The sequence below is a fragment of the Streptomyces sp. CS113 genome (assembly GCF_002188365.1).
Taxonomy (GTDB): domain Bacteria; phylum Actinomycetota; class Actinomycetes; order Streptomycetales; family Streptomycetaceae; genus Streptomyces; species Streptomyces tendae.
Window position 1 is genome coordinate 7,062,955 of sequence record NZ_KZ195574.1, and the last position, 20,447, is coordinate 7,083,401.

18 protein-coding genes are annotated in these 20,447 nt (G+C 72.3%); 16 read left to right on the forward strand and 2 right to left on the reverse strand.

The genetic code is table 11. From position 1 onward, the window contains the following. The first annotated feature begins 155 nt into the window (after positions 1 to 155). From rpe to B9W62_RS31870, 10 genes are all read left to right on the forward strand, one after another. Positions 156 to 842 carry a ribulose-phosphate 3-epimerase gene (gene rpe / locus B9W62_RS31825; RefSeq protein ID WP_087810376.1) on the forward strand — a complete coding sequence of 229 codons (687 nt, stop codon included), beginning with the start codon at positions 156 to 158 and terminating at the stop codon, positions 840 to 842. Positions 843 to 919: 77 nt separating this feature from the next. Next, positions 920 to 1,963: a sugar-binding transcriptional regulator gene (locus tag B9W62_RS31830; protein WP_087810377.1), complete on the forward strand. Its 1,044-nt coding sequence runs from the start codon at positions 920 to 922 to the stop codon at positions 1,961 to 1,963. 65 nt (positions 1,964 to 2,028) lie between these two features. Then, the gene (locus B9W62_RS31835; protein WP_087810378.1) at positions 2,029 to 2,382 is read left to right on the forward strand and encodes a barstar family protein; all 354 of its coding nucleotides are present in this window, start codon (positions 2,029 to 2,031) and stop codon (positions 2,380 to 2,382) included. Positions 2,383 to 2,490: 108 nt separating this feature from the next. Further along, positions 2,491 to 3,933: a GuaB1 family IMP dehydrogenase-related protein gene (locus B9W62_RS31840; protein ID WP_179235776.1), complete on the forward strand. Its 1,443-nt coding sequence runs from the start codon at positions 2,491 to 2,493 to the stop codon at positions 3,931 to 3,933. 76 nt (positions 3,934 to 4,009) lie between these two features. After that, the gene (locus B9W62_RS31845) at positions 4,010 to 4,405 is read left to right on the forward strand and encodes a hypothetical protein (protein WP_087810380.1); all 396 of its coding nucleotides are present in this window, start codon (positions 4,010 to 4,012) and stop codon (positions 4,403 to 4,405) included. Between the two features lie 398 nt (positions 4,406 to 4,803). Further along, positions 4,804 to 6,294, forward strand: a complete 1,491-nt coding sequence (locus tag B9W62_RS31850; protein WP_087810381.1) for an amino acid permease — start codon at positions 4,804 to 4,806, stop codon at positions 6,292 to 6,294. A gap of 15 nt (positions 6,295 to 6,309) precedes the next feature. Further along, entirely contained in the window at positions 6,310 to 6,762 is a 453-nt protein-coding gene (locus tag B9W62_RS31855) for an Lrp/AsnC family transcriptional regulator (protein ID WP_003977367.1), read from the forward strand. 148 nt (positions 6,763 to 6,910) lie between these two features. Beyond that, positions 6,911 to 8,158, forward strand: coding sequence for an MFS transporter (locus tag B9W62_RS31860; protein WP_087810382.1), 1,248 nt, complete (start codon positions 6,911 to 6,913; stop codon positions 8,156 to 8,158). A gap of 159 nt (positions 8,159 to 8,317) precedes the next feature. Further along, entirely contained in the window at positions 8,318 to 9,106 is a 789-nt protein-coding gene (locus tag B9W62_RS31865) for a carbon-nitrogen hydrolase family protein (protein WP_087810383.1), read from the forward strand. A 67-nt stretch (positions 9,107 to 9,173) separates the two neighbouring features. Next, positions 9,174 to 10,871: a flavin monoamine oxidase family protein gene (locus B9W62_RS31870; RefSeq protein ID WP_087810384.1), complete on the forward strand. Its 1,698-nt coding sequence runs from the start codon at positions 9,174 to 9,176 to the stop codon at positions 10,869 to 10,871. 18 nt (positions 10,872 to 10,889) lie between these two features. On the opposite strand, the gene B9W62_RS31875 is transcribed toward B9W62_RS31870, so the two are convergent. Then, a complete protein-coding gene (locus tag B9W62_RS31875) occupies positions 10,890 to 11,822 on the reverse strand; it encodes an LLM class F420-dependent oxidoreductase (protein WP_087810385.1) in 933 nt (310 codons plus the stop codon). A 121-nt stretch (positions 11,823 to 11,943) separates the two neighbouring features. Further along, a complete protein-coding gene (locus B9W62_RS31880) occupies positions 11,944 to 12,639 on the reverse strand; it encodes a DUF5995 family protein (protein WP_087810386.1) in 696 nt (231 codons plus the stop codon). Positions 12,640 to 12,811: 172 nt separating this feature from the next. Between B9W62_RS31880 and B9W62_RS31885 the strand changes: the two genes are divergently transcribed. From B9W62_RS31885 to asnB, 6 genes are all read left to right on the forward strand, one after another. Further along, positions 12,812 to 13,963 carry a glycoside hydrolase family 6 protein gene (locus B9W62_RS31885; protein ID WP_087810387.1) on the forward strand — a complete coding sequence of 384 codons (1,152 nt, stop codon included), beginning with the start codon at positions 12,812 to 12,814 and terminating at the stop codon, positions 13,961 to 13,963. 202 nt (positions 13,964 to 14,165) lie between these two features. Then, entirely contained in the window at positions 14,166 to 15,560 is a 1,395-nt protein-coding gene (locus B9W62_RS31890; RefSeq protein ID WP_087810388.1) for a uracil-xanthine permease family protein, read from the forward strand. 179 nt (positions 15,561 to 15,739) lie between these two features. Further along, a complete protein-coding gene (locus tag B9W62_RS31895) occupies positions 15,740 to 16,990 on the forward strand; it encodes a beta-ketoacyl-[acyl-carrier-protein] synthase family protein (RefSeq protein ID WP_306426461.1) in 1,251 nt (416 codons plus the stop codon). Then, positions 16,987 to 18,204, forward strand: coding sequence for a ketosynthase chain-length factor (locus B9W62_RS31900; RefSeq protein ID WP_087810390.1), 1,218 nt, complete (start codon positions 16,987 to 16,989; stop codon positions 18,202 to 18,204). Before B9W62_RS31895 ends, B9W62_RS31900 begins: the two co-directional genes overlap by 4 nt. A gap of 61 nt (positions 18,205 to 18,265) precedes the next feature. Next, a complete protein-coding gene (locus tag B9W62_RS31905; protein ID WP_256976641.1) occupies positions 18,266 to 18,541 on the forward strand; it encodes an acyl carrier protein in 276 nt (91 codons plus the stop codon). 36 nt (positions 18,542 to 18,577) lie between these two features. Then, positions 18,578 to 20,416, forward strand: a complete 1,839-nt coding sequence (asnB, locus tag B9W62_RS31910; RefSeq protein WP_087810392.1) for an asparagine synthase (glutamine-hydrolyzing) — start codon at positions 18,578 to 18,580, stop codon at positions 20,414 to 20,416. Positions 20,417 to 20,447: the final 31 nt, after the last annotated feature.

Genomic DNA, 20,447 nt, shown 5'->3' on the forward strand with positions numbered 1-20,447 from the left:
AGCCGACGAACGACCTCCCACCACCCCGCGGCCGGCGAGCAACCCCCTACCGGCCCGCGGCCGACGAGCAACCCCCGCCGCCCGCGGCCAACGATCACCCGCCCCCGGGGGGACCCATGCCGCTCACCCCCGGAGGGCATGGCACGCTTAGGAGCATGGCCGCGCAGATCAACCCCAGCATCCTGTCCGCCGACTTCGCCCGCCTCGCGGACGAGGCCGAGGCGGTCCGGGGAGCCGACTGGCTCCACGTCGACGTCATGGACAACCACTTCGTCCCGAACCTCACGCTCGGCGTACCGGTGGTCGAGTCCCTGGCGCGCGCGACCGACACCCCGCTGGACTGCCACCTCATGATCGAGGCCCCCGACCGCTGGGCCCCGCAGTACGTCGAGGCGGGCGCCGGGTCCGTCACCTTCCACGTCGAGGCGGCCGCCGCGCCGGTGCGGCTGGCCCGCGAGATCCGGGCCAAGGGCGCCCGCGCCTCCATGGCGCTGAAGCCCGCGACGCCGATCGAACCGTACGAGGACCTGCTGCCCGAACTCGACATGCTGCTGATCATGACGGTTGAACCCGGCTTCGGCGGGCAGGCGTTCCTCGACATCATGCTTCCCAAGATCCGCCGCACCCGTGAGCTGATCAAGAAGCACGGTCTGGAGCTGTGGCTCCAGGTCGACGGCGGTGTCTCGGCGTCCACGATCGAGCGGTGCGCCGACGCCGGCGCCGACGTCTTCGTCGCGGGCTCCGCCGTGTACGGGGCGTCCGACCCGGCCGAGGCGGTACGTGCACTGCGCACGCAGGCGGACGCGGCCACCGCCAAGGCATCCTGGTCCTGCGACCACTGAGGAACAGAAAGTGAACGGCTCCCATCAGGGCTGATCAACAGCGCCGAATCTGCAAGGATGAACGGCGTATCCAGAGTGTGAACAGCAGTGAGGAGATCGCCGTGTCGGGTATGTCGGCGGGCCGTTCAGCCATGCGGATGGGACCCGCTGAGCTGGTCCAGGCGGCGGCCATGGCCCGCCGCTTCTACCTCGAGGGCAAGTCCAAGATCCAGATCGCGGAGGAGTTCGGCGTCAGCCGCTTCAAGGTGGCCAGGGTTCTCGAGACCGCCCTCGAGCGGGACCTTGTACGCATCGAGATCCGGGTGCCGGCCGAGCTGGACGCCGAGCGTTCGGACGCCCTGCGCGCCCGCTACGGGCTTCGGCACGCAGTCGTGGTGGAATCCCCGGCCGACGCCGAGGAGACACCCGACCCGGAGAACCTGGGGGAGGTGGCCGCCGACCTGCTCGGCGAGCTGGTCAACGAGGGCGACGTGCTGGGCCTGGCCTGGGGCCGGTCCACCATCCACATGGCGGCGGCCCTCGACCGGCTGCCGCCGTGCACCGTGGTGCAGCTGACCGGCGTGTACGACGCCGGGACCGCCGAGCGCGGCTCGGTGGAGGCCGTCCGGCGCGCCGCCCAGGTGTCGGGCGGCGACGCCCACCCCATCTACGCGCCGATGCTGCTGCCGGACGCGGCCACCGCGCAGGCGCTGCGGCACCAGACCGGGATCGCCCGGGCCTTCGAGTACTTCGACAAGGTCACGGTCGCCTGCGTCTCCATCGGCTCCTGGGAGCCCGGCATCTCGACGGTGCACGACATGCTCAGCGACGAGGAGCGCGCGCACTACGCCTCGCTCGGGGTCGCCGCCGAGATGTCCGCGCACCTCTTCGACGCCGAGGGCCGCCGGGTGGGGCGGGACCTGGGGGAGCGGTGCATCACGGTCAAGGCCGACCAGCTCCGCCGCATCCCCGAGGTCGTCGCGATCGCGGGCGGGCAGCGCAAGGCGGCGGCCATCGACGCGGTGCTGCGCTCCGGCCTCGTCACCAGCCTGGTGACGGACACGTCGGCCGCGGACTACCTGATGACGGCGGGCTCGGCGCCGAAGTCGACGCTCAACCGCACCGACCCCGACGGGATCTGACGGCCGGTCGGCTCCGGACGAACAGGAACCGGTCGGCTCCGGACGAACAGGAAGAAGGGCGCGAGATGACCGAGGACTCCGCGGGGCGGCTCGTGGTCACGCTGGACCTCGGCGGGGTGACGGACAAGGCGGGCCTGATGGACCGCTGCGTTCGTGACCTGGCGCTGCCCGACTGGTTCGGCCGCAACTGGGACGCGCTCGCCGACTCCCTCGCCGACCCCTCCGTCTGGCCCCAGGAGGCGGCGGACCGCGGGCTGGTGCTCGTGGTGGAGGGCTGGCGGGCGTACGCCGAGGCGCGGCCGGACGAGTGGGCCGTCGCCGAGGAGGTCTTCGCCGAGGCCACCGACCGCGGTCCGGGGCTCTTCGTCACCCTCGGTCCTGGAGGTTCCTCCAAGGACCTCGCTGACCAGCCTGGATGATCTGCCCGGGGGTTGTCGGCCACCAGTCATGGGAGAATGAAGTACGTGCTCTTTCCCCCTGGCTGACCTGTCCGGGGGCCACCTCTGATCGACTGGGATGTGCAGCACGTGCGTTTCCTGAATGACATCCAGCCCTCGTACGACCTGACGTACGACGACGTGTTCATGGTGCCGAGCCGCTCCGCCGTCGGCTCCCGGCAGGGCGTGGACCTCGGCTCCCCGGACGGCACGGGCACCACGATCCCGCTGGTCGTCGCCAACATGACCGCCATCGCGGGCCGGCGGATGGCCGAGACGGTGGCCCGGCGCGGCGGCCTCGTGGTCATCCCGCAGGACATCCCGATCGAGGTCGTCACCGACGTCGTCTCCTGGGTGAAGAGCCGCCACCACGTCCTGGACACCCCCATCGTGCTGGCCCCGCACCAGACGGTCGCGGACGCGCTGTCCCTGCTGCCCAAGCGGGCACACAACGCCGGCGTCGTCGTGGACGAGGACCACAGGCCGGTCGGCGTGGTCACCGACGCCGACCTGTCCGGCGTGGACCGCTTCACCCAGCTCGAGGAGGTCATGTCCAAGGACCTGATCCTCATCGACGCCGACCTGGACCCGCGCGAGGCCTTCAACACCCTCGACGCCGCCAACCGGCGCTACGCCCCCGCGGTGGACAAGGACGGCCGCCTCGCCGGCATCCTCACCCGCAAGGGCGCCCTGCGCGCCACCCTGTACACCCCGGCCGTCGACGGCGAGGGCAGGCTCCGCATCGCCGCCGCCGTCGGCATCAACGGCGACGTGGCCGGCAAGGCCAAGCAGCTCCTCGACGCGGGCGTCGACACCCTCGTCATCGACACCGCGCACGGGCACCAGGAGTCGATGATCAGCGCCGTGAGGGTGGTGCGCGAGCTCGACCCGCGGGTGCCGATCGTCGCGGGCAACATCGTCTCCGCCGAGGGCGTGCGCGACCTGATCGAGGCGGGCGCCGACATCATCAAGGTCGGCGTCGGCCCCGGCGCCATGTGCACCACCCGGATGATGACCGGCGTGGGCCGGCCGCAGTTCTCCGCCGTCCTGGAGTGCGCCGCCGAGGCGAAGAAGTACGGCAAGCACGTGTGGGCCGACGGCGGTGTCCGCCACCCGCGCGACGTGGCGATGGCCCTCGCGGCCGGCGCGTCCAACGTGATGGTCGGTTCCTGGTTCGCGGGTACCTACGAGTCCCCGGGCGACCTCCAGCACGACGCCAACGGCCGCGCCTACAAGGAGTCCTTCGGCATGGCCTCCGCGCGCGCGGTGCGCAACCGCACCTCGGAGGAGTCGGCGTACGACCGGGCCCGCAAGGCGCTGTTCGAGGAGGGCATCTCCACCTCGCGGATGTTCCTGGACCCGGCCCGCCCCGGCGTCGAGGACCTGATCGACGCGATCATCGCGGGCGTCCGCTCCTCCTGCACCTACGCCGGTGCCGGCTCCCTGGAGGAGTTCGCCGAGAAGGCCATCGTCGGCATCCAGAGCGCCGCCGGCTACGCCGAGGGCAAGCCGCTGCACGCCAGCTGGAGCTGACCCCCGCCCGGGACGCCGGATGCGCCACGCGTCAGGTCTGCTTGACGTCAAGCAGACCTGACGCGACGCTGGGCGCATGACGACACCGCAGAACATCGAGCCGCAGCACACCCTGCTGACCGCCGTGGCCCGCCTCGACGAACTGCGCGCCCGCGAGTCCCTCGCCGGGTTCGGCGGCGACGACGAGGCCCTGGACCGCCCCCAGCTCCTCGAACTGCTCGCGCTGAGCGAGGTGGTCGCGCGCAAGGCCGCCTACGGGCGTCAGCTCACCGTCCGCGCCGCCCGCGAGGCGGGTGCCTCCTGGGCACAGATCGGAGCCGCCCTCGGCACCAGCAAGCAGGCGGCCTGGGAGGCGCACATGCGCTGGATCGACGCCCAGGAAGAGGCACGCGACCGGCCGGGACAGATCGGCTTCGACGCCGCGGACGCGGCCGAGGCACGCGCCGTCGCGGGCGAACCGGACGGCCACTGACCCGGCCTCGACGGGCCTCGACCCGCCTCGACCGGCCTCCGCCGGGTCGTCGGGCTCGGGTTCGGGCGGCGTCGGGACCGGTGCCCGGTCGGGTCGCTGAGCAGGGCCGATCCGCCGTCCGTCGCCCCCGGGCGCAACGCCGTACACCCCTCGCGCAACGAACATCCGCGCTGCCGCGTCGAACGCAACGATCGTGCTCGAACGCGCAAGGTTGCTGCATTACCGGGGCACCGCCCCGCTCGTAGTGTTCTGCGCTGTACGTGGCGTGGCGGGGACCCCGCTCGGTGGGTTCCCGTTCTGCACGGGCGCGCCCGCCGGTCCCCGCCGCTCCCCAGGCCCGCCCGGAGCCCGTCCGCTCAGCCCGGCGGAGCCACCGGCAGCGACAAAGGAGTCAACGCGTGCTCGACCAAGGCGCACCCCCGCACCACGGCGCATCGGCCACCCCCTCGTCCCCGGGCCTGGCCGCGCGCCTCATGCGCCGCAAGCCCGTGGAACGCCTGGTCGCGGAGGGCGGCCAGGGCGAGGGCGGCAGCCTCCGCCGCTCCCTCGGCCTCTGGCAGCTCACGATGATCAGCATCGGCGCCACCCTCGGCACCGGCATCTTCGTCGTCCTGGGCGAGGCCGTCCCCAAGGCCGGACCGGCCGTCACGCTGTCCTTCGTCATCGCGGGCCTCACCGCGCTCTTCTCGGCCCTGTCCTACGCCGAGCTGGCCGGCACCATCCCGGTCGCCGGGTCCTCGTACTCGTACGCCTACGCCACCATGGGCGAACTGGTCGCCTGGGTCTGCGGCTGGTGCCTGGTCCTGGAGTACGGCGTGTCCGTGGCCGCCGTCGCCGTCGGCTGGGGCGAGTACCTGAACGAGCTGCTCGACGGCACCATCGGCGTCACGCTCCCCGCGGTCCTGTCGGCACCGCCCGGCGACGGCGGCATCTTCAACCTGCCCGCGCTGATCGTCGTACTCCTCGCCATGACGTTCCTGCTCGGCGGCGCCCGCGAGTCCGCCCGCGCCAACACGATCATGGTCCTCGTCAAGATCGCGGCGCTGGTGCTGTTCTGCGCGATCGGCGTGCAGGGCTTCCGCTCCGGCAACTACGAGCACTTCATGCCCCTCGGCATGGCCGGGGTCAGCGCGGCCGGCGCGACGCTCTTCTTCTCCTACATCGGCTTCGACGCCGCCTCCACCGCGGGCGAGGAGGCGAAGAACGCCCAGCGCGACCTGCCCCGCGCGATCATGCTGTCCCTGGTCATCGTCACGGTGCTGTACGTCCTGGTCGCCGCCGTCGCCGTCGGCGCCAAGCCCTGGCGGACCTTCACCGACTCCGAGGCGTCCCTCGCGCAGATCATGACCGACGTCACCGGGCAGAGCTTCTGGGGCACCCTGCTGGCCTTCTGCGCCGTCGTCGCCATCGCCAGCGTCGTCCTGACCGTCCTCTACGGCCAGACCCGCGTCCTGTTCGCCATGTCCCGCGACGGACTGGTGCCCAAGGTCTTCTCCCGCGTCCACCCGAAGACCGGCGCCCCCCGCGCCAACACGCTGATCGTCTCCCTGTTCTGCGGAGTCCTCGCCGCCGCCATCCCGCTCGGTCAGCTCGCCGACGCCACCAGCATCGGCACCCTCTTCGCCTTCGCCCTGGTCAACGTGGCCGTCGTGGTGCTGCGCCGGACCCGTCCCGAGATGCGCCGTACCTTCCGCGTCCCGCTGTCGCCGGTCCTGCCCGCCCTCGGCTTCGGCTTCTGCGTCTGGATGATGGGCAGCCTGTCCACCGTCACCTGGGTGGTCTTCGGTGTCTGGATGGCCGTCGGGCTCGTGTTCTACTTCGTGTACGGCCACCGCCGCTCCCGACTCGCCACACCGGACCCCTCCGAGGCCCGGACGCACCAGAAGTGAAGTGAACGACCCGCAGTGCTGAACGATCTCGACGAACGCATCGTGCACGCCCTCGCCGAGGACGCCCGCCGCTCCTACGCGGACATCGGGCAGTCGGTCGGACTCTCCGCGCCCGCCGTCAAACGGCGCGTGGACCGGCTGCGCGCCACCGGAGCCATCACCGGCTTCACGGTCCGGGTCGACCCGGCCGCGCTCGGCTGGGAGACCGAGGGCTTCGTCGAGATCTTCTGCCGCCGCAACACCTCGCCCGAGACCATCCAGCGGGGCCTGGAGCGCTACCAGGAGGTCGTGGCCGCGTCCACCGTCACCGGGGACGCGGACGCGGTCGCCCAGGTCTTCGCCTCCGACATGCGGCACTTCGAGCGGGTCCTGGAGCGGATCGCCGGGGAGCCGTTCGTGGAGCGCACCAAGTCCGTCCTGGTGCTCTCGCCGCTGCTGCGGCGCTTCTCGTCGGGCTCGCCCACGTAATCCCATGGGCAGGGCGCCGGCCGGCGTCTAGCATCGGTGCCATGAGCCGACGACATTGATCCACCCGCGCCACCCGTAGCGCCTCCTCCCGAGGGCCGCCCCGGACGCCGTACCTCCGGTGTCCGATCCGCCCCCTCGGGAAGGCCTCATGACCGTCTCACCCACGCCCTCGCCCGCGCGTGCCGCCACCGCGCCCACCGGCACCCGCCGGCTCGTGCGCACGCTGTACGCCTCCGCGTTCTGCGACGAGTTCGTCCTGCTCTACCCGGTGTACGCGCTGCTGTTCAGCGACACCGGTCTCTCCGTCTGGCAGACGACCTCGCTGTTCGCCCTGTGGTCGCTGACCGGCGTGCTGCTCGAGGTGCCCTCCGGCGCCTGGGCCGACGCCTTCTCCCGGCGGCTGCTGCTCGTCGCCGGCCCGCTGCTCACCGCCGCCGGCTTCGCCCTGTGGGTGCTCGTGCCCTCCTACGGCGCCTTCGCGCTCGGCTTCCTGCTGTGGGGCGCCGGCGGCGCGCTCGCCTCGGGCGCGCTGGAGGCGCTGGTCTACGACGAGCTGGACCGGGCCGGTGCGGCCCACCGGTACGCCCGCGTCATGGGGCGGGCCCGCGCGATCGGCATCGCCGCGACCATGTCCGCCATGGGCCTGGCCGGGCCGGTGTTCGCGTGGGGCGGCTACGACGCGGTGGGCGCCGCGAGTGTCCTCGCCTGTCTGGCCGGGGCGGCGGTGGCGACCCGGTTCCCCGAGCACCGCACCCCCTGCGGCGGCGGCGAACGCTGGTCGGCGACCCTGCGCGCGGGGCTCGCCGACGCCCGCGCCGACCGGTCCGTGCGCGGCGCGCTGCTCCTCGTACCGGCCGTGACCGCGGTGTGGGGCGCGCTCGACGAGTACACCCCGCTGCTGGCGAGCGACACCGGGGTGGCGCCCGAGACGGTGCCCTGGCTGCTGCTGGTGATCTGGGCCGGTGCCACGGCGGGCAGCCTGCTGGCCGGTGCGGCGGAGCGCCTGACCACCCACGGGTTCGCCGCCCTGCTCACCGGCTCGGCGCTCGCCCTGGCCGTCGGCGCCCTGGCCGGCACACCGGCCGCGCTGGTCCTGGTCGCCCTCGCCTTCGGCGGCTTCCAGCTCGCCACCGTGCTGGCCGACGCCCGCCTCCAGCAGCGCATCGACGACACCGGGCGGGCCACCCTGACCTCGGTCGCGGGCCTCGGCACCGAGCTGGGCAACCTCGCCACCTACGGGGCCTACGCGGCGGCGGCCACGGCGTGGGGCCACGGCACCGCCTTCGCGCTGTCCGCGGTGCCGTACGTGCTGACGGCGCTCCTGCTGACCGGTGCCCTCCGGGCCGTGGCGGGGGCCGCCGGGGCACGCCGTCGAAGCCGCCGGTCCTCTTCCTGACCTCCCCCGCCGCGCGGAGCGCAACGAATCGCCGCCGGGCGCCGGACGCACGCAACGATCCGCTCACCGGCGCGCAACAGGTCCGTCTTGTCCGGCCGAGTCCGCCGACCGTACCGTCTATCTGGCCCCCGACCCCCTTCCCTCCGGTGAGGAACACGCATGCGCACCGCACTGCTCCAGAGCTCCGGCCGTCCCGGTTCCACCGCCGAGAACCTCAAGGTCCTCGACGAGGCCGCGGGCCGTGCCGCCGCCGCGGGCGCCGCGCTGCTCGTCACCTCCGAGCTGTTCCTGACCGGGTACGCCATCGGCGACGACATCGGCGTCCTCGCCGAGCCCGCCGACGGCGACGCGGCCGACGCGGTCGCGGAGATCACCGGGCGCCACGGACTCGCCATCGCCTACGGCTACCCGGAGCGGGCCGGTGAGCGCGTCCACAACTCCGTGCAGCTGATCTCCGCCGACGGCACCCGGCTGGCCAACTACCGCAAGACCCACCTCTTCGGCTGCTTCGAGCGCGACCACTTCACGCCGGGCGAGCAGCCCGTCGTCCAGGCCGAGCTGAACGGCGTCACCGTCGGCCTGATGATCTGCTACGACGTGGAGTTCCCGGAGAACGTCCGCGCCCACGCCCTGGCCGGCACCGACCTGCTGCTCGTCCCGACGGCGCAGATGCACCCGTTCCAGTTCGTCGCCGAGTCCGTCGTGCCGGTGCGGGCCTTCGAGAACCAGATGTACGTCGCGTACGTCAACCGCGTCGGCCACGAGGGCGAGTTCGAGTTCGTCGGCCTGTCCGTCCTCGCGGGGCCCGACGGCATCGCCCGCGCCCGGGCGGGACACGCCGAGGAACTGGTCCTCGCCGACGCCGACCCGGCCTTCCTGGCCGCCTCGCGCGAGACCAACCCGTATCTGCGGGACCGCCGCCCCGGCCTCTACGGCGCCCTCGTCTGAGCCCCGGACCGAGCGTCCCGGCCCCGCCCGTTCCACCCGCACCACCCGCGCAAGGAGTCCGTACCCCATGACGTCCACCGTGCCCAACGCGATCGAGCACGCAGACGAGCAGCAGCCGCCGATCACCATGTTCGGGCCGGACTTCCCGTACGCGTACGACGACTTCCTCGCCCACCCGGCGGGTCTCGGCCAGATACCCGCGACCGAGCACGGCACCGAGGTCGCGGTCATCGGCGGCGGCCTCTCCGGCATCGTCGCCGCCTACGAGCTGATGAAGATGGGCCTCAAGCCCGTCGTCTACGAGGCCGACAAGATCGGCGGGCGGCTGCGGACCGTCGGTTTCGACGGCTGCGACGAGTCCCTGACCGCCGAGATGGGCGCGATGCGCTTCCCGCCCTCCTCCACTGCCCTCCAGCACTACATCGACCTGGTGGGTCTGGAGACCCGGGCGTTCCCCAACCCGCTGGCCGAGGCGACCCCCTCGACCGTCGTGGACCTCAAGGGCGAGTCGCACTACGCCGAGACGCTCGACGACCTGCCGCAGGTCTACCGGGACGTGGCCGACGCCTGGGCGAAGTGCCTCGAAGAGGGCGCCGACTTCACCGACATGAACCACGCCCTGCGCGAGCGCGACGTCCCGCGCATCCGCGAGATCTGGGCGAAGCTGGTCGAGAAGCTCGACAACCAGACCTTCTACGGCTTCCTGTGCGACTCGGAGGCCTTCAAGTCCTTCCGGCACCGCGAGATCTTCGGCCAGGTCGGCTTCGGCACCGGCGGCTGGGACACCGACTTCCCCAACTCCATCCTGGAGATCCTCCGCGTCGTCTACACCGAGGCCGACGACCACCACCGCGGCATCGTCGGCGGCTCCCAGCAGCTGCCGCTCAGGCTCTGGGAGCGCGAGCCGGAGAAGATCGTCCACTGGCCGCACGGCACCTCGCTGAAGTCCCTCCACGCGGAGGGCGAGCCCCGCCCGGCCGTGACCCGGCTGAACCGCACCGCAGGCAACCGGATCACCGTGACCGACGCCGACGGCGACATCCGCACGTACCGGGCGGCGATCTTCACCGCCCAGTCCTGGATGCTGCTCTCGAAGATCGCCTGCGACGACTCGCTCTTCCCGATCGACCACTGGACGGCGATCGAGCGCACCCACTACATGGAGTCCAGCAAGCTCTTCGTGCCGGTCGACCGGCCCTTCTGGCTGGACAAGGACGAGGCCACGGGCCGGGACGTCATGTCGATGACGCTCACCGACCGCATGACCCGCGGCACCTACCTGCTGGACGACGGCCCGGACAGGCCCGCCGTCATCTGCCTCTCCTACACCTGGTGCGACGACAGCCTGAAGTGGCTGCCGCTGTCCGCGAACGAGCGGATGGAGGTCATGCTGAAGTCGCTCGGCGAGATCTACCCGAAGGTCGACATCAGGAAGCACATCATCGGCAACCCGGTGACCGTGTCCTGGGAGAACGAGCCCTACTTCATGGGCGCGTTCAAGGCCAACCTGCCCGGCCACTACCGCTACCAGCGCCGCCTGTTCACGCACTTCATGCAGGAGCGGCTGCCGCAGGACAAGCGCGGCATCTTCCTCGCCGGCGACGACATCTCCTGGACGGCCGGCTGGGCCGAGGGCGCCGTCCAGACCGCGCTGAACGCGGTCTGGGGCGTCATGCACCACCTCGGCGGCGAGACCGACCCGACCAACCCCGGTCCGGGCGACCTGTACGAGGAGATCGCGCCCGTGGAACTCCCCGAGGACTAGGGGGCCTTCGACGGGGGCCTAGATCCCGGCCGCCCTGGCCTTCTCGTGGATCAGGGCGGCGACGTCCTTGAGCTCCTCGGCGTCGCGCGTGGTGCTCTGCACGTCGACGAGGATCTCGTCCAAGCCGATCTCGGCGTGCGCGACCAGGTCCTCGACGATCTGGTCGACGCCGCCCTGGAAGGGACGGCGGTCGGAGCCCTCGTAGTTCTTGGCGCTGTAGCGGGTGTTGACCCGCAGCACCGTCCGGATCGGCTCCGTGCGGCCCCGTTCGGCGGCCAGCTCCCGCAGCTCCCGCCACTGCTCGGCGACGGTCTCGGCGCCCATGCCGGTCGGCAGCCAGCCGTCCGCGTGGTCGACCAGGCGGCGCCGGGCCCGGCCGCTGGTGCCGGCCGCCAGCAGGATCGGGATCGGCCGGGCGGGCTTGGGGCCGACCACGGCCGACCCGATCTTCGTGACCTCACCGTCGTACACCACCGGGTCCGGGCCCCACACCGCCCGGCACACCCCGATCAGCTCGTCCAGGGCGGCGCCGCGCTCGGCGAACGGCCGTACGGACGCCGCCGCGTACTCGTCGTGCGACCAGCCGGTGCCGAAGCCCGCCACCACCCGGCCGCCGCTCGCCGCGTCCAGCGAGGCCAGCGTCTTGGCGAGCTGGAAGGGCACGTGCAGCGGGGCGACCAGCACGCTCGTGCCCAGCCGGGCCCGCTCGGTGACCGCGGCGGCGAGGGCGAGCGTGACCAGCGGCTCCGCCACACTCCGGTACGTCTCCGGCCAGGGCAGGCCCTCGACGCCGTACAGCCCCTGCGTCGCGGGCTCGGGGAACAGGGCGCGCTCGAACACCCACAGGCTTTCGTAGCCCATCCGTTCCGCCGCGCGCGCCACGTCGGGGACGTCCTTGCCGAGGTCGTACTGCCGCATCTGGGGGAGGCCGAGTCCGAGCCGTGTCGTCATGCCGGGTGCTCCTTCGCCGTCGGGGTGCGATGTTGCCCTTGGTTCCAACCGGTTTCAACGTACAACGAACGTACGGGTGTTCCGGGCGCGCCCGGCGGCGCCGCGGCGGGAACCGGCCCGGTCAGTCCGGCAGCGGGGTGAGCAGCATGCGGCCCGCGAAGCCCACCGCGGCGTCCAGCCGTTCGGTGAACTCGCCCGCGACGTCCGGCAGCCGACGCAGCGCCCACAGCGCGCGAGCCGTCGCCCAGGTCGCCTCGCGGGCGCGCTCCAGGCTCCAGGAGCCCAGCAGATGGGTCAGCGGGTCGGCGATCTGCAAGAGGTCGGGACCCGGCATCAGCTCGTCGCGGATGCGCTCCTCCAGCGAGACGAGGAGATCGCCCACGCGGTCGAACTCGTCCTCCAGCTCGACGGGTTCGCAGCCGAGCGTACGACAGGTGTCCACCACGGCCAGCGCGAGGTCGTGGCCGATGTGCGCGTTGATGCCCGCCAGCGCGAACTGCAACGGCCGTACCCCGGGATGGCGGCGGAGCTGGAACAGGGGACGCCAGCACGCCGGCGGACGGCGGTCCTCCTCCGCCGCGTCCACGGCGGCCAGGTAGCGCTCCGCGAACCGCACGTCCAGCGCGGTCGCGGCCGAGGCGTCCGCGAACCGGCCGCCGTCGATGTGCAGGGCGACGGTCTCCGTGACGGCCAGGTAGACGCGGTTGAAGACCGCGACGCCGTCCCGGGCCGGCAGCGCGGCGTCGAGGGCGCGCATCCGGGACAGGACGGTGGCCACCGTCAAGGCGGCCGTCGGGACTTGCTCGCAGTGCACCATGGCGGCAGCGTCGCAGCTTTAGGCTGACGGTCGTGCCGGCGGGCCCGACGCTTCCCCAGAACGGGGGAACGCGCCCGCCGCGCGGGGGAGGGGGACCTACGTGTCAGGCCGTCGTGCCCGGCGCCGGGCTGCTCGCAGGGCCGGGCGCAGGCGGGCCGCGGGACGCGGTGCGATGGTCGCGGCGGCGTCCGTCGTCGTCGCGGTGGGGACCGTCGCCGGAATGCTCACCGCGCTCGGCGACGAGGACGCCGGCGGTGCCGGCCGGGCCGGGCCGCAGGTGAGCCGCTCGGTGCGGCTGGACGCCCTGCCCGTCTCGCCGTCCCTGTCCCCGTCCTCGCCCCCGTCCCCGTCGGCGGAGCCGTCGCGCTCCGCGTCGCCGTCCCCGACCGCCCGGAGGGCGACGCCCGCCCCTGCGCCGGAGCGGACCTCGGCGCAGCGGGAACCCCGGACCGCGGCCCCCGCCACCCGGCTCTACCGGCACCCCGAGTCGCAGGTCCTCGACTGGGTCCGGGCCCACCCCGGCGACCCGCGCCAGGACGTCATCGCGGCCCGGATCGCCGGGCACCCGGCCGCCGTCTGGTTCACCGACCACACGCCGGCCACCATCACCGCCCGGGTGCGCGCCGTCGCCTCCGCGGGTGCCGCCCAGGGCCGGGTGCCGGTCCTCGTGCCGTACGCGATACCCGACCGGGACTGCGGCGGCCACTCCGAGGGCGGCGCGCCCGGCCTCGACGCCTACGACGCCTGGATCGACCGGTTCGCCGCCGGGCTGGGCTCGGACGAGGTGATCGTCGTGCTGGAACCGGACTCGGTCGCCCAGTCCGCGTGCCTGTCCGCCGGTGGGCGCGCCGACCGCTTCGCGTCCCTGGCCCGAGCCGGACGGGTCATGAAGGACGCCAACCCGGCCGCCCGGGTGTACTACGACGCGGGGCACTCGGGGTGGCACGCGCCCGCCAAGCAGGCCGGCTGGCTGAGGCAGGCCGGTGCCGCCTCGGCGGACTCCTCCGACGGCGTCTTCAGCAACGTCTCCAACTTCCACACCACCGCCGACGAGGTCGCCTACGACCGCGCGGTCCTCGACTCCCTGGGCGGCCCGCCGAGCCTCGGCGCCGTCATCGACACCAGCCGCAACGGCAACGGCGCCCCGTCCGACGGGCAGTGGTGCGACCCGGCCGGCCGCAAGCTCGGCCGTGCACCGACCCTCACCACCGGAATGGGGCGCATCGACGCCTACCTGTGGGTCAAACTGCCCGGGGAGTCGGACGGCTGCCGGGGCGAGCCGGGGACGTTCACGCCCTCGTACGCCTACGACCTGGCGCGCTGAGCCCCGCCGCGCCAGGTGCCGCACGGAACCCGCGCGTGAGCGAACCCGCGTACGATCTCGGGGATGCCCCGGGGAGTCCTCCGCAGCCGGGCCGGGTCGGCGGGACAGTGGTACGGGCGACGGCCGCCCTCGGGTCGATGTGAACGATTGACCGCTCATCTTGTACTTTTCCGTTCGGTAAGTACAGAACGGAGAGTAACGAATGTCCGGTTTCGGATGGAAGCTGCACGGAGACGGCAAGACCCTGGGACCAGGTGAAGTCGTCCGGCCGAACGAGCGGCTCACCTGGACCCGGACGATCGGGCTGGGCGCGCAGCACGTCGTCTCGATGATCGGGGCCTGTTTCGTCGCCCCGGTGCTGATGGGCCTCGACCCGAGCCTCGGCCTGATGGCCTCGGGCGTCGCGACCCTGCTGTTCCTCGTCCTCACGCGTGGGCGCGTCCCCAGCTACCTGGGTTCGTCGCTCTCCTTCGTCGGGGTGGCCGCCGTCATCGGCAGCCAGGGCGGCGGGCCGGCGGAACTCACCGGCGCCCTGTTCGTCGTGGGACTGGCCCTGGCCGTGGTCGGTCTGGTGGTCCAGCGTCTGGGCGCCAAGGTCATCCACGCGGTGCTGCCGCCGGCGGTGACGGGCGCCGTCGTCATGCTGATCGGCTTCAACCTGGCCCCGGTGGCCGCCTCCACCTACTGGCCGCAGGACCAGTGGACGGCGCTCGCCACCATGCTCTTCACGGGTCTCGCCCTGGTCGTTCTGCGCGGCTTCTGGTCGCGCATCGCCATCTTCCTCGGCCTGGTCTTCGGCTACCTGCTCTCCTGGATCCTCGATCTCGCCCTGGGCAGGATCCACTCCATCGACGGCAGCGGCAAGGTCGTGGACCACTGGCGCCTGGACCTGACCTCCGTCAAGGAGGCGGCCTGGTTCGGCTTCCCCGACACGCACGCGCCCTCGTTCAGCGCCTCGGCGATCGTCGTGGCCCTCCCGGTACTGATCGCCCTGGTCGCCGAGAACGCGGGCCACGTCAAGGCCGTCGGCGAGATGACCGGCGACCCCCTCGACGACAAGCTCGGCACCGCCATCGCGGCGGACGGCGCGGCCACCATGGTCTCCACCGTCGCCGGTGGCCCCGCCACCACCACGTACGCGGAGAACATCGGTGTCATGGCCGCCACCCGCGTGTATTCGACCGCCGCCTACATGTGTGCCGCGATCGTCGCCCTGTTCTTCGGCCTGTGCCCGAAGTTCGGCGCGTTCGTCGCCGCGATCCCCGGCGGCGTGCTGGGCGGCATCACCGTCATCCTCTACGGCATGATCGGCCTGCTCGGCGCCCAGATCTGGGTGCGCAACAAGGTCGACTTCAGCCAGCCGCTCAACCTGATCCCGGCCGCCGCCGGCGTCATCGTCGGTATCGGCGGCGTGACGCTGGAGATCTCCGACAACTTCGAGCTCAGCGGCATCGCGCTCGGCACACTCGTGGTCCTGACCGGCTACCACGCGCTCCGCTGGCTCTCGAAGGCCGCGGGCACCCCGCAGGGCGGGCTCCTCGACTCGGGCACGACGAGCTACGACGACGCGGACCCGGGAAGCGGAAAGGCCGGCTGACCAGAGGGACGAAGTGACCTGACGACGTCCCCGTTTCGTGCCCTCCGGCCCCTCGGCCGTTCCTCCAGGCAAGCTCGAACGCCCCGAACGAGACTGTGATCTCCCGGTTCGGACGTAAGGAGCCGGCTGGCGCGGAGTGGGGAGAGGCTGTGTCAGGACGACACGATGCTCGGCGCGTCGTGGTGACAGGGATCGGCGTGATCGCGCCCGGGGGAATCGGTACGAAGCAGTTTTGGGAGCTGCTGTGCGCCGGGCGCACCGCGACGCGCACCATTTCCCTGTTCGACGCGAGCGAGTTCCGCTCGAGAGTGGCCGCGGAATGCGATTTCGATCCCGTCGCCTCGGGGCTGAGTCAGCGGGAGATCCGCAGATGGGACCGGACCACGCAGTTCGCGGTGGTCGCCGCCAAGGAGGCACTGGACGACAGCGGTGTGCTGGGCGAGACGGACCCGTACCGCACGGGTGTCATGGTCGGCACGGCCTGCGGCATGACGCGGAGCCTGGACCGCGAGTACGCCGTCGTCAGTGACAACGGCAGGAAATGGCACGTCGACGAGGCGCACGGCTCGCCCTACCTCTACGACTACTTCGCGCCCTCGTCCATGGCCGCCGAACTCGCCTGGCTGGCGGAGGCGCAAGGGCCCGTCGGCGTCATCTCGACGGGCTGCACCTCCGGCATCGACGTGCTCGGCCACGCCGCCGACCTCATCATCGACGGGGCGGCGGACGTCATGATCAGCGGCGCCTCCGACGCCGCCATCTCGCCGATCACCGTGGCGTGCTTCGACGCGATCCGGGCGACCACACCGCGCAACGACGATCCGGCGACCGCGTCCCGCCCCTTCGACCGGACACGCAACGGGTTCGCGCTCGGCGAGGGTTCCGCGATCCTCGTCCTGGAGGAGTACGGGCACGCCCGCCGCCGCGGCGCCCGGGTCTACGCCGAGGTCGCGGGCCACGCGACCCGCGCGAACGCCTTCAGCATGACCGGACTGCGCCCGGACGGCAGGGAACTGGCCGAGGCCATCACCGTGGCCCTCGACCGTGCCGAGGCGAACCCGTCCGACATCGGATACATCAACGCGCACGGCTCGTCGACCAAGCAGAACGACCTGCACGAGACGATGGCGTACAAGCGCAGCCTCGGCGAGCACGCCTACCGGGCCCCCATCAGTTCGATCAAGTCGATGATCGGGCACTCCCTGGGAGCGATCTGCGCGCTGGAGGTGGCCGCCTCCGTACTCGCCATCGAACACTCGGTGATTCCGCCGACGGCCAACCTGCACGAGCCCGATCCCGCGTGCGACCTCGACTACGTGCCGTTGGTGGCCCGCGAACAGCCGTCCGACGTGGTGCTCAGCGTGGCCAGCGGATTCGGCGGCTTCCAGAGCGCGATGGTGCTGACCGCACCGGATTGGACCGCACCATGAGCGCGCCCGTGATCACCGGACTGGGCACGGTCTCCCCGAACGGGCTGGGCACGGAGGCCTACTGGTCGGCCACCCTGCGCGGCGAGAGCGGCATCGGTCCGATCACCCGGTTCGAGCCGGACGGGTACCGCGGCCGAACGGGCGGCGAGGTCAAGGACTTCGAGCCGAAGGAGCACCTGCCGAGCAGACTTCTGCCGCAGACGGACCACATGACCCGCCTCGCGCTGGTCGCCGCCGAGGAGGCGCTGTCCGACGCGGGCATCGACCCCGACGCACTCCCGGACTTCGCGATGGGCGTGGTGACCGCGGCGTCCGCGGGCGGGATGGAGTTCGGGCAGCGGGAGATGGAGGCGCTCTGGAGCAAGGGCGGCGCCTACGTGAGCTCGTATCAGGCGTTCGCCTGGTTCTACCCGGTCAACACCGGCCAGATCTCCATCCGGCACGGCCTGCGCGGTGCGAGCTCGGCCGTCGTCACCGAACAGGCCGGCGGACTCGACGCCGTCGCCAAGGCCCGGCGGCACATCCGCCAGGGCACCCCGCAGATGCTCGCCGGCGGCGTCGACAGCGCTCTGTGCCCCTGGGGCTGGCTGTGCATGTCCCGCTCCGGGCGGGTGTCCACGGTGGAGGACCCGGCCCGGGCGTATGTGCCCTTCGACACCGGGGCCTCGGGCTATGTGCCGGGGGAGGGCGGCGCACTGCTGGTCATGGAGGACGGGGCGGCGGCCGCCCGGCGTGGCGCGGACAAGCCGTACGGAGCCGTGGCGGGCTACGCGTCGACGTTCGACCCGCGGCCCGGCAGCGATCAGGAGCCCGGCCTGAGGCGGGCCCTGGAGATGGCCCTGGCCCAGGCACGGATCACGCCCGCCGACATCGACCTCGTGTATGCCGACGCCTGCGGCGTGCCCGAACTGGACCTGGTGGAGGCCGAGACGCTGGCCCGGGTGTTCGGGCCCCGGGGCGTGCCCGTGACCGCTCCCAAGACGATGACGGGACGGCTGCTCGCCGGAGGCGCCTCGCTCGACCTCGCGACGGCCCTGCTGTCCCTGCGCGACCAGGTCGTCCCGCCCACGGTGAACATCGACCGGCCGGCTCACGGCCGGCTCATCGACCTGGTCGTGGGTGAGCCGCGCGAGGCCCGGCTCACCCACGCCCTGGTCCTCGCGCGCGGCTATGGCGGATTCAACTCCGCCATGGTCGTCAGGCGCGAGGCCTGACCACCGCAGAACCCGCGGCACGGCGCCGCGGCGACCCGGTGCGCCCGCACCGGACCGACTCATGAGAGGAACACCGACCATGGCCGCCTTCGGCGTCAAGGAACTCGTGGACGTCCTGCGCGAGAGCGCTGGTGAGGACGAGGACGTCAGCCTCGAAGGAGACATCCTCGATGTCGACTTCGAGTCGCTCGGCTACGACTCGCTCGCCCTGTTCAACACGGTGCGGTGGATCGAGCGTGATCTCGGCATCACCCTGTCCGACGAGGCCATCGACGTCGAGGGAACGCCGCGTGCCCTCCTGGACGAGATCACCAAGGCGGCCACCCAGTCGGTCTGACACCCATGCCGGAGAACTCGGGAAAGGGCACCGCAGATGTGTGGCATCGTCGGATGGGTCGACTACGAGCGTGATCCCTCCACCGACCCGCTCCTCGCACGAGCGATGACGGACGTCCTGGCGTGCCGGGGCCCCGACGACGAGGGGATCTTCTCGGCGCGCCGGGTCGTGCTCGGCCACCGCAGGCTGTCCGTCATCGACCGGGCGGGCGGCGCCCAGCCCATGACGTACGACGTCGGCGGCGGCACGGTGGTCGCCCTGACGTTCTGCGGGGAGGTCTACAACTTCCGGGAGCTGCGCGCGGAACTGGCCGCCAAGGGGCACGTCTTCCGCACCCGGAGCGACACCGAGGTGGTCCTGCACGCCTATCTGGAGTGGGGCGAGGCACTGGCCGACCGGCTCAACGGCATGTACGCCTTCGGGGTCTGGGACGCCAGGACCGAGGAACTGCTCCTCGTGCGCGACCGCATGGGCGTCAAGCCGCTCTACTACCACGAGACCGGGCACGGCATCGTCTTCGGCTCCGAGCCCAAGGCGCTCTTCGCCCACCCGGCCGTCCCGCGCACCGTGGACGTCGAAGGGCTCTGCGAGGCCCTGGACATGGTGAAGACCCCGGAGCAGGCGGTCTTCTCCGCACTGCGGGAGGTACGGCCCGGCCAACTGCTGCGCGTGCGCCGGCAGGGCACGGTGCGGCGCCGGTACTGGACCCTGGAGGCGAGGGAGCACCCGGACGACCTCCGGACCACCATCGGCACCGTCCGCGGACTGCTCGAGGACATCGTGTCCCGCCAGCTGATCTCCGACGTACCGCTGTGCACGCTGCTGTCGGGCGGTCTCGACTCGTCCGCGGTGACGGCGCTCGCGGCGGCTCAAAGCGCGTCCGCCGTGCGGTCGTTCTCCGTGGACTTCTCCTCGCACGGACGCGAGTTCGCGCCGGACGCGGTGCGCTCGTCCCCGGACGCGCCGTTCGCCGTCGAGCTGGCCGCCCACGTCGGCGCCGAGCACACCGAGGTGCTGCTGGACAGCGCGGACCTGGTCGACCCGCGGGTGCGGGCCGCGGTCCTGAGGGCCACCGACCTGCCCCCGGCGTTCTGGGGCGACATGTGGCCGTCCCTGTACCTGCTGTTCCGTGCCGTCCGGCAGCGGTCGACGGTGGCGCTGTCCGGAGAGTCCGCGGACGAGCTGTTCGGCGGCTACCTCTGGTTCCGCAACCCGCGCGCGATCGCCGCCGACACCTTCCCCTGGCTCACCTCGGGATCGGCCCGCTACTTCGGCGGACTCGGCCTGCTCGACCCGGGCCTGCTGGAGAAGCTGGACATCCCCGGCTATCGCGCGGCCCGCTACCGGGAGGCGCTGGCCGAGGTCCCGGTCCTGCCCGGCGAGGACGCCACCGAGCGCCGGATGCGGGAGATCACGTATCTCAACCTCACCCGGTTCGTGCAGACGCTCCTCGACCGCAAGGACCGGATGAGCATGGCCGTCGGGCTGGAGGTCCGGGTGCCGTTCTGCGACCACCGGCTGGTGGAGTACGTCTTCAACGTCCCCTGGGCGATGAAGACCTTCGACGGCCGGGAGAAGAGCCTGCTGCGCGCCGCGACCGCCGATCTGCTGCCGGCGTCGATCCTCCGGCGGCAGAAGACACCGTACCCGGCCACGCAGGACCCGCACTACGAGCTGGCCCTGCGCGCCGAGCTGTCCGAGGTGCTGGCGGACCCGGACGCCCCGGTACGGCCGTTGCTGGACCTCGGCCGGGCGCGGAGCACCCTGGACCGCGTACCCGGCGACGTCAGCAGGCCCTACGCGCGCGGCGGGATCGAGATGGCCCTGTGGCTCAACGCGTGGCTGCGCGCGTACGACGTGACCCTCGCCATCTGAGCCGCGCGCCACCCGCTCCGCACCGCAACGC